Here is a 20157-nt window from a genome sequence, read left to right on the forward strand (position 1 = left end):
GTGTTATTCCAAGCCAGGCACTTATCATCGTTGATGCGCAACCTGTTGTGGTTGGGTGTTTTCTGGTGTGGGTGTTGTGTTGTGTGAGAACTGTATAGTGGACGCGAGCATCTTTATTTTATTGTGTGATTTTGCATAAGTAGTATCCGAACGCCACACCGACCTTTCGGGGTTGGTGTGGGAGTGTTTGTTTTAAGGGCACACGGTGGATGCCTTGGCATATCAAGCCGATGAAGGACGTGAGAGGCTGCGTTAAGCCTCGGGGAGTTGCCAACTAAGCGTTGATCCGAGGATGTCCGAATGGGGAAACCCAGCCGCAGTGATGTGTGGTTACCCGCCGGTGAATATATAGCCGGTGTGGGGGGTGACACGGGGAAGTGAAACATCTCAGTACCCGTAGGAGAAGAAAACAATTGTGATTCCGTTAGTAGTGGCGAGCGAACGCGGATGATGGCTAAAGCCTATGTGTGTGATACCCGGCAGGGGTTGCATGTAGGTGGTTGTGGGGCAATGACGGTTGTGTTCTGCCGGACACTGGCTCATCGCGCATTGATTAGTGGAAGTGGTGTGGAAACACCTACCGTAGAAGGTGATAGTCCTGTACATGAAGGTCAGTGTGGGTGGGTGGTTGTTGTACCCGAGTAGCAGCGGGCTCGTGAAATCTGCTGTGAATCTGCCGGGACCACTCGGTAAGCCTGAATACTTGATATGACCGATAGCGGATTAGTACCGTGAGGGAATGGTGAAAAGTACCCCGGGAGGGGAGTGAAATAGTACCTGAAACCGTGTGCTTACAATCCGTCAGAGCATCCTGTGGGGTGTGATGGCGTGCCTTTTGAAGAATGAGCCTGCGAGTCAGCGGCATGTCGCGAGGTTAACCCGTGTGGGGTAGCCGTAGGGAAACCGAATCCTAATCAGGGTGAATCAGTGGCATGTCTTGGACCCGAAGCGGAGTGATCTACCCATGGCCAGTGTGAAGCGATGGTAAGACGTCGTGGAGGCGCGAACCCACTTAGGTTGAAAACTGAGGGGATGAGTTGTGGGTAGGGGTGAAAGGCCAATCAAACTCCGTGATAGCTGGTTCTCCCCGAAATGCATTTAGGTGCAGCGTTGTGTGTTTCTTCCCGGAGGTAGAGCTACTGGATGGTTTAGCGGGACCAACATCTTAGCGACATCAGCCAAACTCCGAATGCCGGTGAAGTGATAGCACAGCAGTGAGACTGCGGGGGATAAGCTTCGTAGTCGAGAGGGAAACAGCCCAGATCGCCGGCTAAGGCCCCTAAGGGTGTGCTAAGTGGAAAAGGAGGTGGGGTCGCGAAGACAGCCAGGAGGTTGGCTTAGAAGCAGCCATCCTTGAAAGAGTGCGTAATAGCTCACTGGTCGAGTGATCCCGCGCCGACAATGTAGTGGGGCTTAAGTACACCGCCGAAGCCGCGGCAATGACATGTATGTGTTGTTGGGTAGGGGAGCGTCGTGCACGTGTTGAAGCAGCCTGGTGACGGTGTTGTGGAGTGTGTGCGAGTGAGAATGCAGGCATGAGTAACGATTGATGAGTGAGAAACTCATCCGCCGGATGACTAAGGGTTCCTGGGTCAAGTTAATCTTCCCAGGGTGAGTCGGGGCCTAAGGCGAGGCCGACAGGCGTAGTCGATGGATAACGGGTTGATATTCCCGTACCCGAGTGTGCGCGCCCATGGTGAATCAGTGATACTAACCACCCACAAGATCACGTGCCTTCCTTCGGGTTGGTGGTGGTGGCGTGCGTGGGACCTGATCTGGTAGTAGCTAAGTGATGGGGTGACGCAGTGAGGTAGCATGAGCCACTTAGTGGATTGTGGTGTAAGCGTGTGGAACGAGGTATTGGTAAATCCGTATCTCATTATGTTCGAGGCGTGATGCGTAGCCCTTAAAGGGGTGAATTCTGTGATCCTGTACTGTCGAGAAAAGCCTCTAGCGATGTGCATATTCGGCCCGTACCCCAAACCGACACAGGTAGTCAGGTAGAGAATACTAAGGCGTTCGGGTGAACTGTGGTTAAGGAACTCGGCAAAATGCCCCCGTAACTTCGGGAGAAGGGGGGCCTGCACTGGTGAAGGAATCTGCTTCTGGAGCTGGTGTGGGTCGCAGAGAATAGAGGGAAGCGACTGTTTACTAAAAACACAGGTCCGTGCGAAGACGTTGAAGTTGATGTATACGGACTGACGCCTGCCCGGTGCTGGAAGGTTAAGAGGACCGGTTAGCTGCGTTAAGCGGCGAAGCTGAGAATTTAAGCCCCAGTAAACGGCGGTGGTAACTATAACCATCCTAAGGTAGCGAAATTCCTTGTCGGGTAAGTTCCGACCTGCACGAATGGCGTAACGACTTCCCTGCTGTCTCAACCACAGGCCCGGTGAAATTGCAGTACGAGTAAAGATGCTCGTTACGCGCGGCAGGACGAAAAGACCCCGGGACCTTCACTATAGCTTGGTATTGGTGTTTGATTCGGTTTGTGTAGGATAGGTGGGAGACTATGATGCCATGACGCTAGTTGTGGTGGAGTCGTTGGTGAAATACCACTCTGATCGGATTGAATGTCTTAACCTTGGCCCATGATCTGGGTTGGGGACAGTGCCTGGTGGGTAGTTTAACTGGGGCGGTTGCCTCCTAAAATGTAACGGAGGCGCCCAAAGGTTTCCTCAGCCTGGTTGGTAATCAGGTGGTGAGTGTAAGTGCACAAGGGAGCTTGACTGTGAGAGTGACAGCTCGAGCAGGGACGAAAGTCGGGACTAGTGATCCGGCACCTACTTGTGGTTGTGGTGTCGCTCAACGGATAAAAGGTACCCCGGGGATAACAGGCTGATCTTCCCCAAGAGTCCATATCGACGGGATGGTTTGGCACCTCGATGTCGGCTCGTCGCATCCTGGGGCTGGAGTAGGTCCCAAGGGTTGGGCTGTTCGCCCATTAAAGCGGTACGCGAGCTGGGTTTAGAACGTCGTGAGACAGTTCGGTCTCTATCCGCCGCGCGCGTTGAAACTTAAGGAAGGCTGTCCCTAGTACGAGAGGACCGGGACGGACGTACCTCTGGTGTGCCAGTTGTTCCGCCAGGAGCAGGGCTGGTTGGCTACGTACGGAAGGGATAACCGCTGAAAGCATCTAAGCGGGAAGCCTGTTTCGAGATGAGGTTTCTGTTGAGGTTCCCTAGAGATTATGGGGTTGATAGGCCAGATCTGGAAGCATCGTAAGATGTGGAGGTGACTGGTACTAATTTACCGACACAAACACCCCACTAATGGTGTTGGGGTATGTTTTAACGCTTATGTAACACATGATGAACCTAGTTGTTCGCGTCCACTATGCAGTGTCTGGCACAACACACCCAACATGGTTGGGTTGGTGCACCGTGATAGGTGTGTCGGTGGTGATAGTAGCAGGGAAACGCCCGGTCCCATTCCGAACCCGGAAGCTAAGCCTGGTTACGCTGATGGTACTGCACTCGGGAGGGTGTGGGAGAGTAGGTGACCGCCGACCAACAACTTAAAAGAGTAAAAGAGAGAGTGTGGTTCAATGGTTGAGGAGAATTAAATCCTCCCATTGAACCACACTCTTTTTCTCGTTATATAATAGAGTTTTTTGAATCGTTCTCAGATGAAGGAACAGCATGGCAGACAACTACGATCGCAACCGTGACAACGACCGTGCCAGCAATGGTGACCGTGCACCCAGGGGTGGGCGTGACGGATACCGCGGCGATCGTAACAATGACCGTGGCGGCTACCGGGGTGGCTCCTCCGACTCGCGGCAGGGTAGTCGAGACGGCAGCCGTGACAGCAGAGGGTCCTACGGACAGCGTCAGAGTGACGGTAATCGTGGGGGTCAGGGCAGGGATGATCGCGGTGGCCGGAGTTTCGATCGTCGTGATCGCAATGACCGGAATGACCGCGGTGGATACCGAAGTGACCGTGGCGACCGCACCGAGGATCGTCGCAGTGGCGGAACCGGCGGAACCGGCGGAACCGGCGGGACCGGCGGTGGCCGCGGTGGTGAAGGCGGGGAACGTCGTTACGCAAAACGCGATGACCGCGGCCGCGACAACCGGGGCGGTCGTCCCGGCGCTCCCTCACGTTCCCACGCCAACCGTGCCGGTGCGGGTCGGGCCCAGGAGCGCGATAACCTCCACCCGCAGCGCGCTGGATTCCGTGAGGAACGGTTGAACACCCGTCTCAATGAGCCGGATCTGCCGGGTGATCTGGACACCAAGGATCTCGACCCGCTGGTGCTGCAGGACCTGCGGGTGCTGTCGAAGGACAATGCAGATGCCGTCGCAAAGCACATGATCATGGCCGCCACCTGGCTGGCCGATGATCCGAAGCTCGCGCTGCGCCACGCCCGGGCCGCGAAGGATCGTGCCGGCCGTATTTCCGTTGTCCGCGAAACCTGTGGCATCGCCGCCTACCATGCCGGTGAATGGAAGGAAGCCCTCTCCGAGCTGCGCGCTGCACGTCGTATGTCCGGGGGCCCGGGCCTCATCGCCGTCATGGCCGACTGCGAACGCGGTCTCGGACGCCCGGAGAAGGCCATCGACCTGGCCCGCACCGAGGATCTCAGCGATCTGGATGAGGATTCCCGGATCGAGCTCGCCATTGTTGTCGCGGGTGCCCGTCATGACCTCGGCCAGCATGATTCCGCTGTCATCGAGCTCCAGCGTGTGAACCCAGATCAGAAATCCACCGGTCTGACCGCGTCCCGTCTGTCCTATGCCTATGCGGATGCTCTCGTACTCGCAGGTCGTGCGGATGAGGCCCGGGAGTGGTTCCAGCACGCGGCCAGCATCGATGAGGACGGCTTCCTCGACGCTGAGGAGCGCCTCGCCCAGCTTGATGAGGGAACCAACTAGACTCATATTCCATGAGCATGATCACGGAGTATGACAGCCTCCTTCTCGACCTGGACGGAACCATCTGGGAAGGGGGACGTGCTATTGATGATGCCGTGGATGCCATCACCGGTGCCGGCCTTCCCGTGGTGTATGTGACCAACAATGCGTCACGCGCACCCGAGGCGGTGGCTGAGCAACTCCGGGGCATCGGACTGGACTCGGCCACCGCCGATGATGTGATGACCTCGGCCCAGGCGGCCGTCATCATGGCCTCGGAGAAGATCCCCGCCGGATCCCCGGTCTACATCCTGGGCACCGAGTCCTTCCGTGATCTGGCCCGTGACGCGGGTTTCCGGGTCGTCGACTCCGCTGACGACCGCCCCGTTGCCGTCCTGCACGGTCACAACCCGGCCACCGGATGGGCTCAGCTGAGCGAGGCTGCCCTCTCCATCCACAACGGTGCCCTCTACTTCGCCTCCAACCTGGATACCACCCTGCCGATGGAACGTGGCTTGCACGTGGGTAACGGATCGATGGTGGCCGCCGTGGTCAGTGCCACAGGTGTCACACCGGAGGCCGCGGGTAAACCCGGCCCGGCCATGTTCTTCAAGGCGGCCCAGCAGGTCGCATCCGCCCGTCCCCTGGTGGTGGGGGATCGCCTCGACACCGATATCGCCGGAGGCAATGCCGCCGGGATGGATACCTTCCAGGTGCTCACCGGTGTCAGCGGACACTACGCGCTGCTCACCGCCGTCCCTGGCCAGCGCCCGGATTTCATTGCCGATACCCTGGCCGATCTGAGCGCCGACCCGGATACGCTCCGTCCGGGCCCCCAGGGTGGGTTTACCGCCCGGGTGGAGGGCGAAGAGGTGGTGCTGGATGGGGGAGAGGACTCCTCAACGCCCACCCAGGCACTGCGCACCGTACTGGCCGCCGCCTGGGCGGTGGAGGAGAGCGCGGTGCCGGTCACCCGCGTCCGGGCAGCATCGCCAGCCGCAACCACCGCATTGGAGGCCTGGTGGTGACAGTTGGTTCTGCACCGCTACCCCGTGACCCGCGGAATCCCCGGACGGGGGAGACTGACTCTCCTGGCCCCGAGACCATCGAGGCACGTCTGCAGGAGATCCTCTCCCCCCACCCGCAAACCCTGGCTGAGGAGGCGGGCATCCTAGAGGAGGCCCACCGCCTGCTCCACGACGCACTGGCCTGAGTAGGCTTATCCTCTCTACCCCGTTTACATCCCCGTTTTATACTCCCAGGACAACAGGAAAGAAGATCTCCATCCGATGGTCGCTCGCAGAAGGCTGGACGCGGAACTCGTTCGTCGTAAAATCGCCCGTTCACGTGAACACGCCGTGGAAATGATCCGGGACCGCAGGGTGTTTGTCCAGGGCATGCTTGCCCTGAAACCAGCCACCGTTGTCGAGCCGGAGGTCTCCATCCGGGTGGAGGATTCGGTCACGGAGGACTGGGCATCACGTGGTGCACACAAACTCATCGGTGCCCTGGAGGTCTTTGAACCCCAGGGGTTGGACGTCACGGGCCGTCGTGCGCTGGATGCCGGTGCCTCGACGGGTGGTTTCACCGATGTGCTGCTGCGCCGTGGTGCAGCCGAGGTGGTGGCTGTCGATGTCGGCTATGGCCAGTTGATCTGGCGCCTGCAGAATGATGACCGTGTGCGTGTGGTGGACCGCACCAACATCCGGTACATGACCCTGGAGGACACCGGTGGGCCATGCGATCTCATGGTCGGTGATCTGTCCTTCATCTCCCTGAAACTGACCCTGCCCGCCATCGTGGCGTGTCTGAGCGAGGGTGCTGATCTGCTGCCGATGGTGAAACCCCAGTTCGAGGTGGGCAAGGATCGTCTGGGTAGTGGAGGTGTGGTCCGCTCACCGGAGCTGCGGGCGGAGGTGACCCGGGAGGTCGCGGAATTCGCGCACACCCTGGGACTGAGTCTGAAGGGTGTGGTCGCATCCCCGCTCCCGGGGCCATCGGGCAACGTAGAATATTTCTTATGGCTGGTCAAGGATCAGGGTGCCTCAATGCCTGATCACGATGAGCTGGTGGCCATGGTCGACAAGGCAGTGGAGGAAGGTCCGCAACAATGACGGAGACAACCGAACGTATCGTCCTGCTGGTGCCGCACACGGGGCGTTCCTCCAATATCGAGTCAGCCGTTCTGGCGGCGGAACACCTCGACCGGGCCGGGATCACCGTGCGGGTGCTGGTCAATGAAGAAGACGATCCGATCAAGACCCATCCCGTGCTGGGTAGGTTTGAGCACGTCATCCATTCCCGGACCGCGGCTGAGGGGGCGGAGCTGGTATTGGTGCTCGGTGGTGACGGCACGTTCCTGCGGGCTGCCGACCTGGCCCACGCCGTTGATCTGCCCGTGCTGGGCATCAACCTCGGCCATGTCGGCTTCCTCGCGGAGTGGGAGTCGGATTCCCTCGAGGATGCCGTCAAACGCGTCATCGACTGTGACTACCGGGTCGAGGACCGCATGACCCTTGATGTCATCGTCCGCGACAGTGACCTCGAGGTCATCGGACGCGGATGGGCCCTCAACGAGGTCAGTGTGGAAAACCTCAACCGCCGTGGTGTGCTCGATGCGACACTCGAGGTGGATTTCCGCCCTGTCGCGTCCTTCGGTTGTGACGGGGTGTTGATCTCCACACCGACGGGGTCCACCGCCTATGCCTTCTCCGCCGGGGGGCCGGTGTTGTGGCCTGAACTCGATGCCATCCTGGTGGTACCCAATAATGCGCACGCGTTGTTCACCAAGCCCCTGGTGGTCAGCCCGAGGTCCACGGTGGCCGTGGAATCGATGTCGGGTACCTCACCGGCGATGGCCGTGATGGATGGTTTCCGGCCGATCCCGATGCCACCGGGTTCCCGCGTGGAGATCGTCCGCGGTAAGCGCCCCGTGCGCTGGGTGCGACTGGATTCCCTGCCGTTCACCGACCGGCTCGTGCACAAGCTGCGCCTGCCGGTGGTGGGGTGGCGCGGGCCGGACAAGCAGAAAGAGCTTCTCGACGCCGAAACCCCCGACCAACCCTGACACCGCCCGTTCAAGGTGTTTTCGAACAGACACGCTGGTTCGGATGTGTGTGCGAAACTCAAAGTTGCCTGGTCAGCAGAATGATTCGAAAATGTAGTAGAGAATTAGCAAAATTGTTCGCATGAAAACGGGGTTTCTGATGTAGAGTGACTGTCATGCTCGCAGACATCACCATTGAGAACCTCGGAGTCATCCCCGCCGCCTCCGCGGAATTCAGTTCCGGTCTCACCGTCCTGACGGGTGAGACGGGTGCCGGAAAAACCATGGTCGTGACCGGTTTACGTCTCTTGTCCGGTGGTCGCGCCGATGCCTCCCGCGTGCGCACCGGCGCACGCCAGGCTGTCGTGGAGGGGCGGTTCGTCACCGAGAACGCCCCATGTGACATCGTCGAACGTGCAACCGGAATTGTGTCGAACGCCGGTGGGTGTGCGGATGAGAACGGGGAGTTCCTCGCTGTTCGATCTGTCAGCGCCAACGGCCGTTCGAAAGCGCATCTGGGGGGCCGGTCGGTCCCCGCGGCCACCCTCTCGGAATTCTCCGGTGAGCTGCTGACCATCCACGGTCAGAACGACCAGCTGCGACTGCTCTCCCCGGAACGGCAGCTCGATGCCCTCGACCGGTTCCTGCCCACCCTGTCCGGGTTGCGGAAGGCCTATGTGGAGAAATACACCACCTGGAAGGAGCTGTCCCGGGACCTGAAACAGCGGGTCTCCTCGCGGCGTGAGCTCGCCCAGGAGGTCGACCGGCTCCAGTTCGCCATCAATGAGATCGATGCCGTGGAACCCACCCCGGGCGAAGATGTGGAGCTGCTGGCCCAGATCCGCCGCCTGCAGGATGTGGACACCCTGCGGGAGCAGGCCGCGACCGCCCTGGCCGCCATCGACGGTGCCGGTGCCCTCAACGAGTCCATGGGAGGCGCGGCGGGATTCGATGAGGAGCAGCATTCAGCCTCGGACCAGCTGGGCCAGGCGGAATCCGCCCTCAGTGGCAGTGAGGACCCCAAACTGCGTGAGGTCTCCGGTCTGCTCTCCGAGATCACCTCGCTGCTGGGGGAGGTCTCGGCGGAACTCGGTGGTTTCCTTGCGGACCTGCCCGCCGATCCCCAGGCGCTCGATGAGATGCTCACCCGTCAACAGCAGCTGAAACTGCTCACCCGCAAATACGCCGGCGATATCGACGGCGTGCTGGACTGGCGTCGCAAGGCGCAGATCCGCCTGGAGAGCATCGACATCTCCTCCGAGGCGATTGACAAGCTCAAGGAACAGGTGCGCAAGGCTGAGGCCGCCATGATGCGTGCGGCACGGAAGCTGTCCACCGCCCGCGCCGAGGCCGCCAAGACCCTCTCTGCAACGGTCACCGAAGAGCTGCAGGGACTGGCCATGCAGAAGGCCCGCTTCGTCGTGTCACTCACCACCGTCGAGCCGGGCCCCATGGGCATTGACGCCGTGGAATTCCAGCTCGCGGCCAATGCGCTTGCGCAGCCGCGTCCACTGGCGTCCTCGGCCTCCGGTGGTGAACTCTCCCGTGTCATGCTCGCCCTGGAGGTCATCCTCGCGGCCGGCACCACCGGCACCACCCTGGTCTTCGACGAGGTCGATGCCGGTGTCGGTGGCCGCGCCGCCGTCGAGATCGGGCGTCGTCTGGCACGCCTGGCGAATGACAACCAGGTCATCGTGGTCACCCACCTGCCGCAGGTCGCGGCCTACGCCGACACCCACCTGCACGTGGCCAAGGACGTTGGGGAGGGGGCGGTGACCTCGGGGGTGGAGAACCTCAGCCAGGACCGTCGCATCGAGGAGCTGTCCCGGATGCTCGCCGGACTGGATGACACCGAGACCGGTCGCGCCCACGCCACGGAACTGCTCGAACGCGCCCAGCGTGAATGCGAGGATATCCGGATGGAGCGTTCAGGCGAGCGTTTCGCGGTCAGCGCCTGAACGGGCCCTGATCCTCAACCTTCCGACCGATTTTTAGGCGCGTCTCCACCAAAGGTTGAGACTTTTGTTTCACAATGGGTCCCATGACTCTGTTCAACCGCAAAACTGACCTCCCTGGTCTGGTTGGGGCAACCCGGGCCTGCACGCCCCAGGGTAAGGGCATGAAGCGACTGTCCCAGGGTGATCTGGCCATCATCGATGCGCCGGATCTCGACCGGGCTTTCGCACAACGCCTCCTCACCGCCCGCCCCGCCGCGGTCCTCAACGTGGCCCGGTTCACCACCGGTTCTGTGCCGAACTTCGGCCCCCAGCTGCTGCTCGATGCCGGTGTCACCCTCGTGGAGGGTTTCGACTCCGAGCTACTGACCTCCATCAAGGAGGGTAAGAAGGGCCGTCTCACCGACGATGGCAAGCTGTTCTACGGGGAGCGCCTCATCGGTTCCGGCACGCCGGTGGCGTCCCCGGACGCGGAACAGGCCTTCACCGAGGCGCAGCAGTCCCTGGTGGATCACATGGAGGCCTATTTCGGCAACACCATCCAGTTCATCCATTCCGAGGCCCCCCTGCTCATCGACGGCATCGGCATCCCCAACCCGGGGACCGAACTCCAGGGGCGGAAGGTGCTCGTCGCCAGCCCCAGCAACAACCACCGCACCAAACTGAAGGAACTGCGCAACTTCATCCGGGAGTATGATCCGGTGCTCATCGGTGTCGATGGGGCGGCCGACACGCTGGTGGAGCTGGGGTATAAACCCGCGCTCATCGTGGGTAACCCCACCGGCATCGGTGCTGATGCCCTGCGCAGTGGTGCACAGGTCATCCTGCCGGCTGAACCGGATGGGCATGCCGAGGGTCTGGAACGCATCCAGGATCTGGGTATCGGGGCCATGACCTTCCCGGCGGCGATCTCCTCGGCGACGGATCTCGCCCTGCTCCTGGCGGATTACCACCGCGCGGAGATGATCATCAACGTCGGTGCCCCGCTGGACCTTGACGCCGTGTTCGCCCGCGCGGACAACTCCGACCCCGCCTCGCTGCTCACCCGCATGAAGGCGGGCACGAGGCTTGTCGACGCCGAGGTCATCACCAACCTCTACACCGTGCGGACCACCGGGGGACTCGCCTGGCTGTGGGCACTGCTGGCCATCCTGGTGGCGGCAGCCGTGATCATCCTCATCGCCGGCACCTCGGGTGGTGGTTCCTTCACCGATAATCTCATCGACACCTGGAACAGCTTCGCGCTGACGGTCCAGGGTTGGTTCAACTAGGAAGGGCGATCGCTCACCATGGCTCAATCACGTGGCAGGGGTGCCGTGTTCATCGCCGGCATCGCATTCGGTGTGGCGGCGGGTACCGCCTTCGGTACCTACGTCCTGGCCCCGAACCTCCCGGAGAACTCCGATCCCAACGCCCCCAGTTCAGCTGAGCTCGCAGCCGCGGAGGAGACCGCGGCGGTCAATGGGGTCCAGGCGGATCAGGCGGACAGCATCATCGGTCACATCGTCGAGGATCTGGTGGCCGGGCAGCTGCAGGACCGACCCGTGCTGCTCATGCACACCACCGATGCGGAGCAGTCCGACATCGATGATGTGGCCTGGCTGCTGCAACGTGCCGGGGCGATCAACGCCGGCCGTATCCAGCTGGAGGAGCAGTTCTTCAATCAGGACAGCGCCGATCAGCTCAAATCCATTGTGACCAACACACTGCCCGCCGGTGCGCAGCTGTCGGAGACCCAGCTGGACCCGGGTACCCACGCGGGGGAGGCGTTGGGGGCCGGTCTCATGCTCAATCCGGAGTCCGGCGAGCCGCAGGCCTCCACGGCGGAGCGGGCCCTGCTGCTCGGTGCCCTGCGCGATACCGGGTACATCAACTACGAGGACGGCACGATCCTGCCCGGTCAGGTGGTCGTCCTGGTCACCGGCGACAGCGATGGCACGGGGGAGTCCTCCTACGCGGCGGAGAGCCAGTCCCTGTTCGCCCGTGCACTTGATTCCCGGGGGTCCGGTGTGGTGGTGGCCGGGCGCATCCATACCGCGGCCGATACCGGCGTGATCGGCCGCCTGCGTGCCAATCCCGATGCGGTGGCCAATGTCTCCACCGTGGATTCGGTGGGGCGTACCTGGGGCAAGATGGCCACGGTGCTCTCTGTCCGTGATGAGCTGGCGGGGCAGTCGGGTGCCTATGGTTCCGCGGCATCGGCGGAGGCGGCCTCCCCGAGGCTCGACGGGGTCACCCCGGCGCGGGCGGAGGACGACGCGCCCGCCGAATAGAGCACGTCTCCACCGCCCGTACCCGCCAGAGGTACGGGCGGTGTCCATTGCGCCGACCTGGAACCTGTCAATCAATAGGCAGAAACCTGAGAAAATTGGCCCTGAGCTGCGCGTATATGGCGTTTATCCTCCTGTGTTATGCTGTAGATCCGTAGGTTTGAAAAGCCGGAAACAGCGATACCGCTCTCCCCGTGAACTCTCCGTGACCTCCCTGCGGAACACCCCAGACGGTACCCGTCCGCGCGCCGGCGATTTGAACATCCACACCCCGTTCAAGTTCACCAACCGGAAGGTCCACCGACCATGTCCACCTCGCGCACCACCACAAACAACAAGCGACACACCAAACATGTGTTCGTCACCGGGGGAGTCGTCTCCTCCCTGGGCAAGGGGCTGACCGCCGCCAGCCTCGGACAGCTGCTCATCGCCCGCGGGCTCAACGTCACCATGCAGAAGCTGGATCCCTACCTCAATGTCGACCCCGGCACCATGAACCCCTTCGAGCACGGTGAGGTCTTCGTCACCGAGGATGGCGCGGAAACCGACCTGGATCTGGGACACTACGAACGCTTCCTCAACCGCAACCTCACCGCCAACGCCAACGTGACCACGGGCAAGGTCTATTCCACGGTCATCGCCCGGGAACGCCGGGGCGGGTACCTGGGTCGCACCGTGCAGGTCATCCCGCACATCACCGATGAGATCAAGGCCCGTATCCTCGCGATGGGGGATCCGGATGAACACGGGGTGGTTCCCGATGTGGTGATCTCCGAGGTCGGGGGCACCGTGGGGGATATCGAATCCCAGCCGTTTCTCGAGGCCGCCCGCCAGGTCCGCCAGGAGATCGGGCGGGAGAACTGTTTCTTCATCCACTGCTCGCTGGTGCCCTACCTGGCCACCTCGGGCGAGTTGAAGACCAAACCCACCCAGCACTCGGTCGCCGAGCTGCGCTCCATCGGTATCCTTCCGGATGCGCTCGTGCTGCGCTGTGACCGTGAGGTGCCGGAGGCCCTCAAGACCAAGATCGCCCTGATGTGTGATGTGGACACCGACGGTGTGGTGTCCTGCCCGGACTCCGAATCCATCTACACCATCCCCGAGACGCTCTACCACGAGCATCTGGACACCTTCCTCATTCGCCGGCTGGACCTGCCGTTCCGGGATGTGGACTGGACGGGGTGGCGTGACCTGTTGGACCGCGTCCACCACCCGGAGCGGGAGATCACCGTCGGTATCGTCGGCAAGTATGTGGACCTGCCGGATGCCTACCTCTCGGTCGTCGAGGCCATCCGCGCGGCGGGATACGCCCACCGCACCCGCACCCGGATCACGTGGATAACCTCCGATGACTGCACCACCCCGGCAGGCGCGGCCACCGCACTGGGCGGGGTGGATGCCCTTGTCATCCCCGGTGGGTTCGGCGCCCGTGGCATCGAGGGCAAGATCGCGGCGGTGACCTACGCGCGGGAACACCGCATCCCGCTGCTGGGACTGTGCCTGGGGCTGCAGTGCGTGGTCATCGAGGCCGCCCGCCAGGCCGGGTTGGAGCAGGCCACCTCCACCGAGTTCGATCCCGGTGCGGCCCAGCCGGTCATCTCCACGATGGCTGAGCAGCAGGCCGCGGTGTCCGGGCAGGCGGATCTGGGTGGTACCATGCGCCTGGGGTCCTACCCGGCGACACTGGAGCAGGGGTCGTTGGTCGCGCAGCTGTATGGCATCACGGAGGTCTCCGAGCGCCACCGCCACCGCTATGAGGTCAACAATGCCTACCGCACGCAGATCGGGCAGCGGTCCCCGTTGATCTTCTCAGGAACCTCACCGGATGGACACCTGGTCGAGTTCGTCGAATACGACCGCGCGGTCCACCCGTTCCTGGTGGCCACCCAGGCACACCCCGAGTACAAATCCCGGCCCACCCAGGCGCACCCGTTGTTCTCCGGGCTGGTGGCCGCCGCCCTCGCCGCCGCGGTCACCGATGCCTGAGCCACCCGTGTCCACCCCTGCCTCTACAATGTGGGAACTATGACTACCGCAGGCACCCACGAGTTCACCGTCACCGATTCCGAGTTGCTCATCGAGTCCCCGATCCTGGCGGTCCGCAAGGACACGCTCATCATGCCGGGGGGCACCTCCTCCACCCGGGAGATCGTCGAACATTTCGGCGCGGTGGCGGTTGTCGCCTTCGACGGCGAGCAGATCGCCCTGGTGCGTCAGTACCGCCACTGCGTGCAGGAGCGTCTGTGGGAGCTGCCCGCGGGCCTGCTCGACATCGCCGATGAGGATGCACTCCTCGGTGCCCAGCGTGAACTGCTCGAGGAGGCAGGCCTGGAGGCGGGGCAGTGGTCGGTGCTCACCGACCTGATCACCTCACCCGGGTTCTGTGATGAGGCGGTGCGCGTCTACCTCGCCCGTGACCTGACGCAGAGCGAACGGCCCGAGGCGCAGGGCAATGAGGAGGCGGATATGACCATGGAGTGGTTCCCGCTGACCGAGGCCCGTGACATGATCTTCGCCGGTGAGATCGCCAACTCGATCGCCATCGCCGGGATCCTGGCCGCCGACGCCGTCATTGCCGGGCGCGTTGAGGCGCGGGGGACCGATGCGCCGTTCCGGTACCGGCCGACCGCGCTGGCGGAGCGTCGCAAAGCAGACGGGATCGTGCCGGACATGAAGAAGCTGTGAGGGTCCGGGACCTCGCGCGCACCTGGCTGACGCATCTGGCGGTGGAACGCGGTCTGTCCAGCAACACGCTGAGCAGCTACCGCCGTGACATCGAGCGGTACTGCGACTGGTTGGAGGCCGCGCGGATCGGGGATATCTCCGAGATCGCCACCGCCACCGTCGAGGCGTATGTGATGGATCTGCGCCGTGGCGTCGACGGCCGGGCTCCACTGTCGGCCTCCTCCGCCGGACGCGCCCTCATCGTCGTGCGCGGACTGCACAAATTCGCCCTCGCCGAGGGCCTGGTGGGCGTCGACGTCGCCGCTGACGTCTCCCCACCGTCGACCGGTCGCCACCTGCCGGACACGCTCAGCGTGCCTGAGGTGGAAACGCTTATCGACGCCATCCCCACCTCCGACATCGCCACCCCCGTCGACATCCGTGACCGCGCCCTGCTTGAGGTCCTCTACGGCACCGGCGCACGCATCTCGGAGGCGGTCGGCCTCATGGTCGATGATGTCACCCACACCCCCGAGGTCCTGCGGATCACGGGTAAGGGCTCGAAACAACGAATGGTGCCCTACGGGTCCATGGCACGCGCCGCGGTGGATGACTACCTCGTGCGGGCCCGGCCCGCCCTGAGCAAGGGCAGAACCCCCGTGCTGTTTCTCAACCAGCGCGGGGGACCGCTGTCGCGGCAGTCCGCCTGGGCGGCCCTGAAGAAGGCCGCCGGGCGCGCCGGGATCGCCAAGGACATCTCACCGCACACCCTGCGGCATTCCTTCGCCACCCATCTGCTGGAGGGTGGTGCCGATGTGCGGGTGGTCCAGGAACTGCTGGGGCATTCCTCGGTGACCACCACGCAGATCTACACCCATGTCACCGCGGAGAATCTCCGCCAGGTGTGGAGGTCGGCGCATCCCCGGGCCTGAGGCCCCTGTCAAGTGCTGAATGCTGACTGTCGCGGCATCACAGACGCGGAAACCGACACCGCCCCGGGGTGGAGGGGCCGGTGCGACGGGAGTCGGAACATTATTGGTCAAGTTTATGATCTTGACATATGTCGGATGTGTGACACCTTCGGCGTGTGCGGTGTGTGGATGGCGAAACGGGCGATATCGTGCATGTAAGGTGGTCACCATGGTTAATGACAGGGTGGTGATTCACTGGCGGTCGGCACTCTGTCAGCACTGGGAGAGGCCGGATATGACGCGGCGTGGGCCAGCGGTAGGGCACAGAAGTCAAGGAAGAAGGTTTGACTGTGAGTGATTCGGGGAAGAATGGCGCTTCTGAGGGTGCAGTGGGCCTGACCGGTCGGCCCCTACGCGAGTTGCCCGAGCCCGCCCCCCTGGACAGGCACGGCCCGGCAACGATCATCGCCATGGCCAACCAGAAGGGCGGGGTGGGCAAGACCACCTCCACCATCAACCTGGGGGCCTGTCTCGCCGAGGCCGGTCGTAAGGTGCTGCTGGTCGACCTCGACCCCCAGGGTGCGCTCACCGCGGGCATCGGCGTGCATTACGACGATGTGGATCTGACCATCTACGACGTGATGATCGACAACAACATCACCGTCCATCAGGCCATCCACCACACCGGTGTGCCGGGTCTGGATGTGGTCCCCGCCAACATCGACCTCTCCGCCGCGGAGATCCAGCTGGTCAATGAGGTCGGGCGCGAACAGGTGCTCGCCCGGGCCCTCCGTCCGGTGATGAAGGAGTATGACTTCATCATCCTCGACTGCCAGCCCTCCCTGGGATTGCTCACCGTCAATGCACTCGCCTGCGCCCACGGCGTGCTCATCCCCATGGAGTGCGAGTACTTCTCCCTGCGTGGTCTGGCCCTGCTCACCGACACGGTGGAGAAGGTCGCCGACCGGCTCAACTTCGACCTGGAGATCCTCGGGATCCTGGTCACCATGTTCGACCGGCGCACCTCCCACGCCCGTGAGGTGATGTCACGGGTGGTGGAGGTCTTCGATGACAAGGTCTTCGACACCGTGATCACCCGCACCGTCCGTTTCCCGGAGACCTCGGTGGCCGGTGAGCCGATCACCACCTGGGCACCGTCCTCCCAGGGGGCCGAGCAGTACCGGAACCTGGCCAGGGAAGTCATTGCCCGCACCGCCAACCGATAGAACTGGGGGCGGTGCCCAGGCTGCCGGTTTCCGGGTTCGACTGTCCAACTTCGAGGGCCCCTTCGATCTGCTGCTGCAGCTGATCACCAGGAAGAAACTCGATGTCACCGAGGTGGCATTGTCCGAGGTCACCGATGAGTTCATCGCCTATACCCGCACACTCGACCAGGGCCGGGACCTGGATGAGGTCACCGAGTTCCTGGTTGTCGCCGCGACCCTGCTGGATCTCAAGACCGCGAGGCTGCTGCCCCGGGGCCAGGTCACCGATGAGGAGGACCTCGCCCTGCTGGAGGTCCGCGATCTGCTGTTCGCGCGCCTGTTGCAGTACCGCGCCTACAAACAGGTCGCGGAGCTCTTCGCCCGGTGGCAACGTGAGGCCCGGAGGCGGTACCCGCGGGCGGTGGCACTGGAACCGCAGTTCGCCAACCTGCTGCCACCGGTTACCCTCGGGCACACCGCGGAGAGTTTCGGGGAACTGGCCGCCGTGGTGTTCCGCCCCCGGCCACCGAAGACGGTGTCCACCGACCACGTCCACCGGGTGGCGGTCTCCGTCCCGGAGCAGGCAGGCAGGATCCTGGACACCCTCAGGCTCGCCGGTGTGGACCAGTTCCTGTCCTTCCAGCGGCTGACCCGTGACTGCACCGCCTCCATGGAGATCATCGGCCGGTTCCTCGCCCTCCTCGAGCTGTACAAGGCCCGCGCGGTGGAGACCGAGCAGGCCGAACCGCTCGGTGACCTGCGGGTGGCCTGGACCGGTGTGGAGGTCGACGCGGCGGTGGTGGCTGCCCGGAACTGGGAATAACCCCGCGTGCGGCCCCGGTCGGGGCAACGCGCGGGGTTGGTGATGGTGGGTCAGGGGCGGTTGATGAGGAAGTTGAGGGTGTCCTCGTCCAGGTCCCGGTCGGCGTAGATGCGCACGTCCGGTTCCTCGGGGTTGTGCTCCGTGCCGATGCGCCTGCCCTCCCACACCGGTTTCAGTCCGAGCTTCTCCAGGATGCGGAAGGAGGCCGGGTGGTTGGTGGTCACGCGGGCGGTGAGGGGGAGTGTCGGATCGATCCGCTTGATGGCGTTCAGTGCCGCGGTGGAGATCTCCGAGGCGTACCCGTTGCCCCACAGATCAGGGCGCAGGCGGTATTTGAGGTCCCACACCTTCCCGTCGACAAGCTCAACGCCGCCGACCCCGACAAACTCGGAGGGGCGATCGCGCAGGTAGACACCCCACGGCCCGATGTCCTTCTGCTGCCAGCTGCTGTAGGTGCGCTTGATCAGCTCCCGGGTCTCCTTGGGATCCGTGTGGCGGGCCTGGGGACGGTGGCCCCACACCCGGTTGTCCGAATAGATCTGGTGGGTTTCATCCTCAAGTTCCACGGTGAGGGGAACGAGGATCAGTCGGTCTGTGCGTGTGATGGTAGCCATGGGGGAATGGTAGACCATGAAACACCCACAATGTGAAGCAAGTCACGAAATATATGAAGTTGTGACCTGTACTTCTGGGGAAATCGCAGGTCACTCGGCGGCGACTCTCCCGAACCATCTCTGAACGGGGCGCGGACGGGGTGTGCGGGTCAACCTCATGATCACCCCCGCCGGCGGGGTGGATGCCCCGGATAGCCAAGGTTGCAAACCTCGACTTGGCCCCACCGTGGCCTGATTGGGGCCCGATGGGCACCCGTCCACCCCCGGGAACCACACTCCCCGCTCCACATTTTCCCGGGTGCAACCGCTATGATCACTGGTTATGACTTCTGTTCAGGAATCCTCGAGCGAAACCGCCTACCCGGCCTTTCCGGCTGGTCCTGTCGTCTCCGTCGACTGGCTGGCCGCCCACCTCAATGATGACAACCTGGTGGTGCTGTGCGCGTCGATGGGGGCCCCGGAGCCCTCCCGCGCCGCGGGCATCCCGGGCGCCTTCCTGGCCGATCTCGATGCGGACTTCTCCGATCAGAGCTCCCCGCTGCCCCACACCGTGCCCGCCGATGTGCAGGCACTGCTCGAAGGGTATGGCATCAGCGATGACACCACCGTGGTGGTCTATGACCGCCACGGACTGATGGTCGCCCCACGGGTGTGGTGGCTGCTGCGCATCGCGGGCCTGGACAACATCGGTGTACTCAACGGCGGTCTGCCGGCCTGGACGGCGGCGGGGCACCCCACCGCGCCACTGTCCACCCCGACCGGTGGCGGGCGCATCACCGCGGCCCCCAACCACGACCTCCTCGTCGGCATCGAGGGCGTGGAGAAGGCACTGGCGCGCTCCAACCGGGTGGTCGTCGACGCCCGCAGCGCCAAGCGTTTCGCCGGTGTGGACCCCGAGCCGCGTAAGGGGCTGCAGCGCGGGCACATCCCGGGCAGTGTGAGCCTGCCCTACACCGAGATAGCCGATGAACAGGGTTTCCTGCGTCCCGTCGGGGAGTTGCAGGAGCTCTTCCGCGAGGTGACCGATGGGGCCACCTCACTGGTGTTCAGCTGCGGGTCGGGTGTCACCGCGTGCGTGGATGCCTTCGCCGCGGTGGTGGCCGGGTGTGGGGATGTGGTGGTCTATGACGGCTCCTGGAGTCAGTGGGGTGACCCGGAGAACCAGCAGCCGATCGCCTGATCAGACCCTCCGGCCGGTTACACTCTCCGACCATGACAGATACCCCCGGGTTACCGCTCATCTCCCAGGCACGCTCCCGCATCGAATCGATCCTGCTGGTGGTGGATACTCCCGTCCCCGCATCCACGCTGGCTGCCGCGGTCGGGATGGACACCGCCGGCGTGGAGGCGATCCTCACCGAGATCGCCGGGGAGTTCACCCGGCGGGGCAGTGGGTTTGATCTGCGGGAGGCCGACGGCGGGTGGCGCCTGTACACCCGCCCCGACAACGCCGCGGTCGTCGAGGCGTTGCTTCTCGACGGCGCCCAGTCCCGCCTCTCCCGCGCCGCCCTGGAGACCCTGGCCGTGGTCGCCTACCGCCAGCCGGTGACCCGTTCGCAGATCTCGGCGGTGCGTGGTGTCAACGTCGACGGTGTCATGCGCACCCTGCAGATGCGGGGCCTGGTCGCCGAGGTGGATGTCGAACCCGCCACCGGTGCCCACCGTTACGCCACCACGGCCCTGTTCCTGGAGCTGCTGGGCATCGACTCCCTCGACCGCCTGCCGGACCTGGCGCCGCTGCTGCCGGACGTCGACAGCATCGACGAGGCGTTCTAGACTCCGTCGCACCAGGCCAAGTGGCGTTCGCCCCGGTTGA

Annotated in this window: 16 protein-coding genes and 2 rRNA genes; 17 read left to right on the top strand and 1 reads right to left on the bottom strand. The window is 63.3% G+C overall.

The window, feature by feature from the left end; genetic code table 11:
• Positions 1 to 182: 182 nt before the first annotated feature.
• From CE_RS07685 to CE_RS07755, 15 genes are all read left to right on the top strand, one after another.
• A 23S ribosomal RNA gene (locus tag CE_RS07685) occupies positions 183 to 3265 on the top strand.
• A 126-nt stretch (positions 3266 to 3391) separates the two neighbouring features.
• Positions 3392 to 3508: ribosomal RNA gene (gene rrf, locus CE_RS07690) — 5S ribosomal RNA — on the top strand.
• 130 nt (positions 3509 to 3638) lie between these two features.
• Positions 3639 to 4874: a hypothetical protein gene (locus CE_RS07695; protein ID WP_011075502.1), complete on the top strand. Its 1236-nt coding sequence runs from the start codon at positions 3639 to 3641 to the stop codon at positions 4872 to 4874.
• Positions 4875 to 4885: 11 nt separating this feature from the next.
• Positions 4886 to 5881, top strand: coding sequence for an HAD-IIA family hydrolase (locus CE_RS07700; protein ID WP_006767541.1), 996 nt, complete (start codon positions 4886 to 4888; stop codon positions 5879 to 5881).
• A complete protein-coding gene (locus CE_RS07705; RefSeq protein ID WP_143758443.1) occupies positions 5878 to 6066 on the top strand; it encodes a hypothetical protein in 189 nt (62 codons plus the stop codon). Before CE_RS07700 ends, CE_RS07705 begins: the two co-directional genes overlap by 4 nt.
• Positions 6067 to 6142: 76 nt before the next feature.
• Entirely contained in the window at positions 6143 to 6967 is an 825-nt protein-coding gene (locus CE_RS07710; RefSeq protein ID WP_011075503.1) for a TlyA family RNA methyltransferase, read from the top strand.
• Positions 6964 to 7920 (top strand): NAD kinase, encoded by a 957-nt coding sequence (locus CE_RS07715; protein WP_006767544.1) that lies wholly within the window; start codon positions 6964 to 6966, stop codon positions 7918 to 7920. Before CE_RS07710 ends, CE_RS07715 begins: the two co-directional genes overlap by 4 nt.
• A 155-nt stretch (positions 7921 to 8075) precedes the next feature.
• Positions 8076 to 9857: a DNA repair protein RecN gene (gene recN, locus CE_RS07720; protein WP_006767545.1), complete on the top strand. Its 1782-nt coding sequence runs from the start codon at positions 8076 to 8078 to the stop codon at positions 9855 to 9857.
• 74 nt (positions 9858 to 9931) lie between these two features.
• Complete coding sequence (steA, locus tag CE_RS07725; RefSeq protein WP_011075505.1) at positions 9932 to 11125, top strand: putative cytokinetic ring protein SteA; 1194 nt, start codon at positions 9932 to 9934, stop codon at positions 11123 to 11125.
• An 18-nt stretch (positions 11126 to 11143) separates the two neighbouring features.
• Entirely contained in the window at positions 11144 to 12127 is a 984-nt protein-coding gene (locus CE_RS07730; protein WP_006767547.1) for a copper transporter, read from the top strand.
• Between the two features lie 303 nt (positions 12128 to 12430).
• Positions 12431 to 14110, top strand: a complete 1680-nt coding sequence (locus CE_RS07735) for a CTP synthase (protein WP_006767549.1) — start codon at positions 12431 to 12433, stop codon at positions 14108 to 14110.
• A 39-nt stretch (positions 14111 to 14149) separates the two neighbouring features.
• Entirely contained in the window at positions 14150 to 14809 is a 660-nt protein-coding gene (locus CE_RS07740) for an NUDIX domain-containing protein (protein WP_006767550.1), read from the top strand.
• Positions 14806 to 15720 carry a site-specific tyrosine recombinase XerD gene (xerD, locus tag CE_RS07745; protein ID WP_006767551.1) on the top strand — a complete coding sequence of 305 codons (915 nt, stop codon included), beginning with the start codon at positions 14806 to 14808 and terminating at the stop codon, positions 15718 to 15720. Before CE_RS07740 ends, xerD begins: the two co-directional genes overlap by 4 nt.
• Before the next feature lie 329 nt (positions 15721 to 16049).
• Positions 16050 to 16925, top strand: a complete 876-nt coding sequence (locus CE_RS07750; RefSeq protein ID WP_035108794.1) for a ParA family protein — start codon at positions 16050 to 16052, stop codon at positions 16923 to 16925.
• Positions 16903 to 17727: a segregation and condensation protein A gene (locus tag CE_RS07755; RefSeq protein WP_006767553.1), complete on the top strand. Its 825-nt coding sequence runs from the start codon at positions 16903 to 16905 to the stop codon at positions 17725 to 17727. Before CE_RS07750 ends, CE_RS07755 begins: the two co-directional genes overlap by 23 nt.
• A 50-nt stretch (positions 17728 to 17777) precedes the next feature.
• On the opposite strand, the gene CE_RS07760 is transcribed toward CE_RS07755, so the two are convergent.
• Entirely contained in the window at positions 17778 to 18341 is a 564-nt protein-coding gene (locus CE_RS07760; protein ID WP_143758444.1) for a GNAT family N-acetyltransferase, read from the bottom strand.
• A 322-nt stretch (positions 18342 to 18663) separates the two neighbouring features.
• Here CE_RS07760 and CE_RS07765 point away from each other — a divergent pair, with 322 nt between their 5' ends.
• Complete coding sequence (locus tag CE_RS07765) at positions 18664 to 19521, top strand: sulfurtransferase (RefSeq protein WP_006767555.1); 858 nt, start codon at positions 18664 to 18666, stop codon at positions 19519 to 19521.
• 32 nt (positions 19522 to 19553) lie between these two features.
• On the top strand, positions 19554 to 20117 hold the full coding sequence (locus tag CE_RS07770; protein WP_006767556.1) for an SMC-Scp complex subunit ScpB: 564 nt from the start codon (positions 19554 to 19556) through the stop codon (positions 20115 to 20117).
• The last annotated feature ends 40 nt before the right edge of the window (positions 20118 to 20157 follow it).

This window comes from Corynebacterium efficiens YS-314 (genome assembly GCF_000011305.1).
Classification (GTDB): Bacteria; Actinomycetota; Actinomycetes; order Mycobacteriales; family Mycobacteriaceae; genus Corynebacterium; species Corynebacterium efficiens.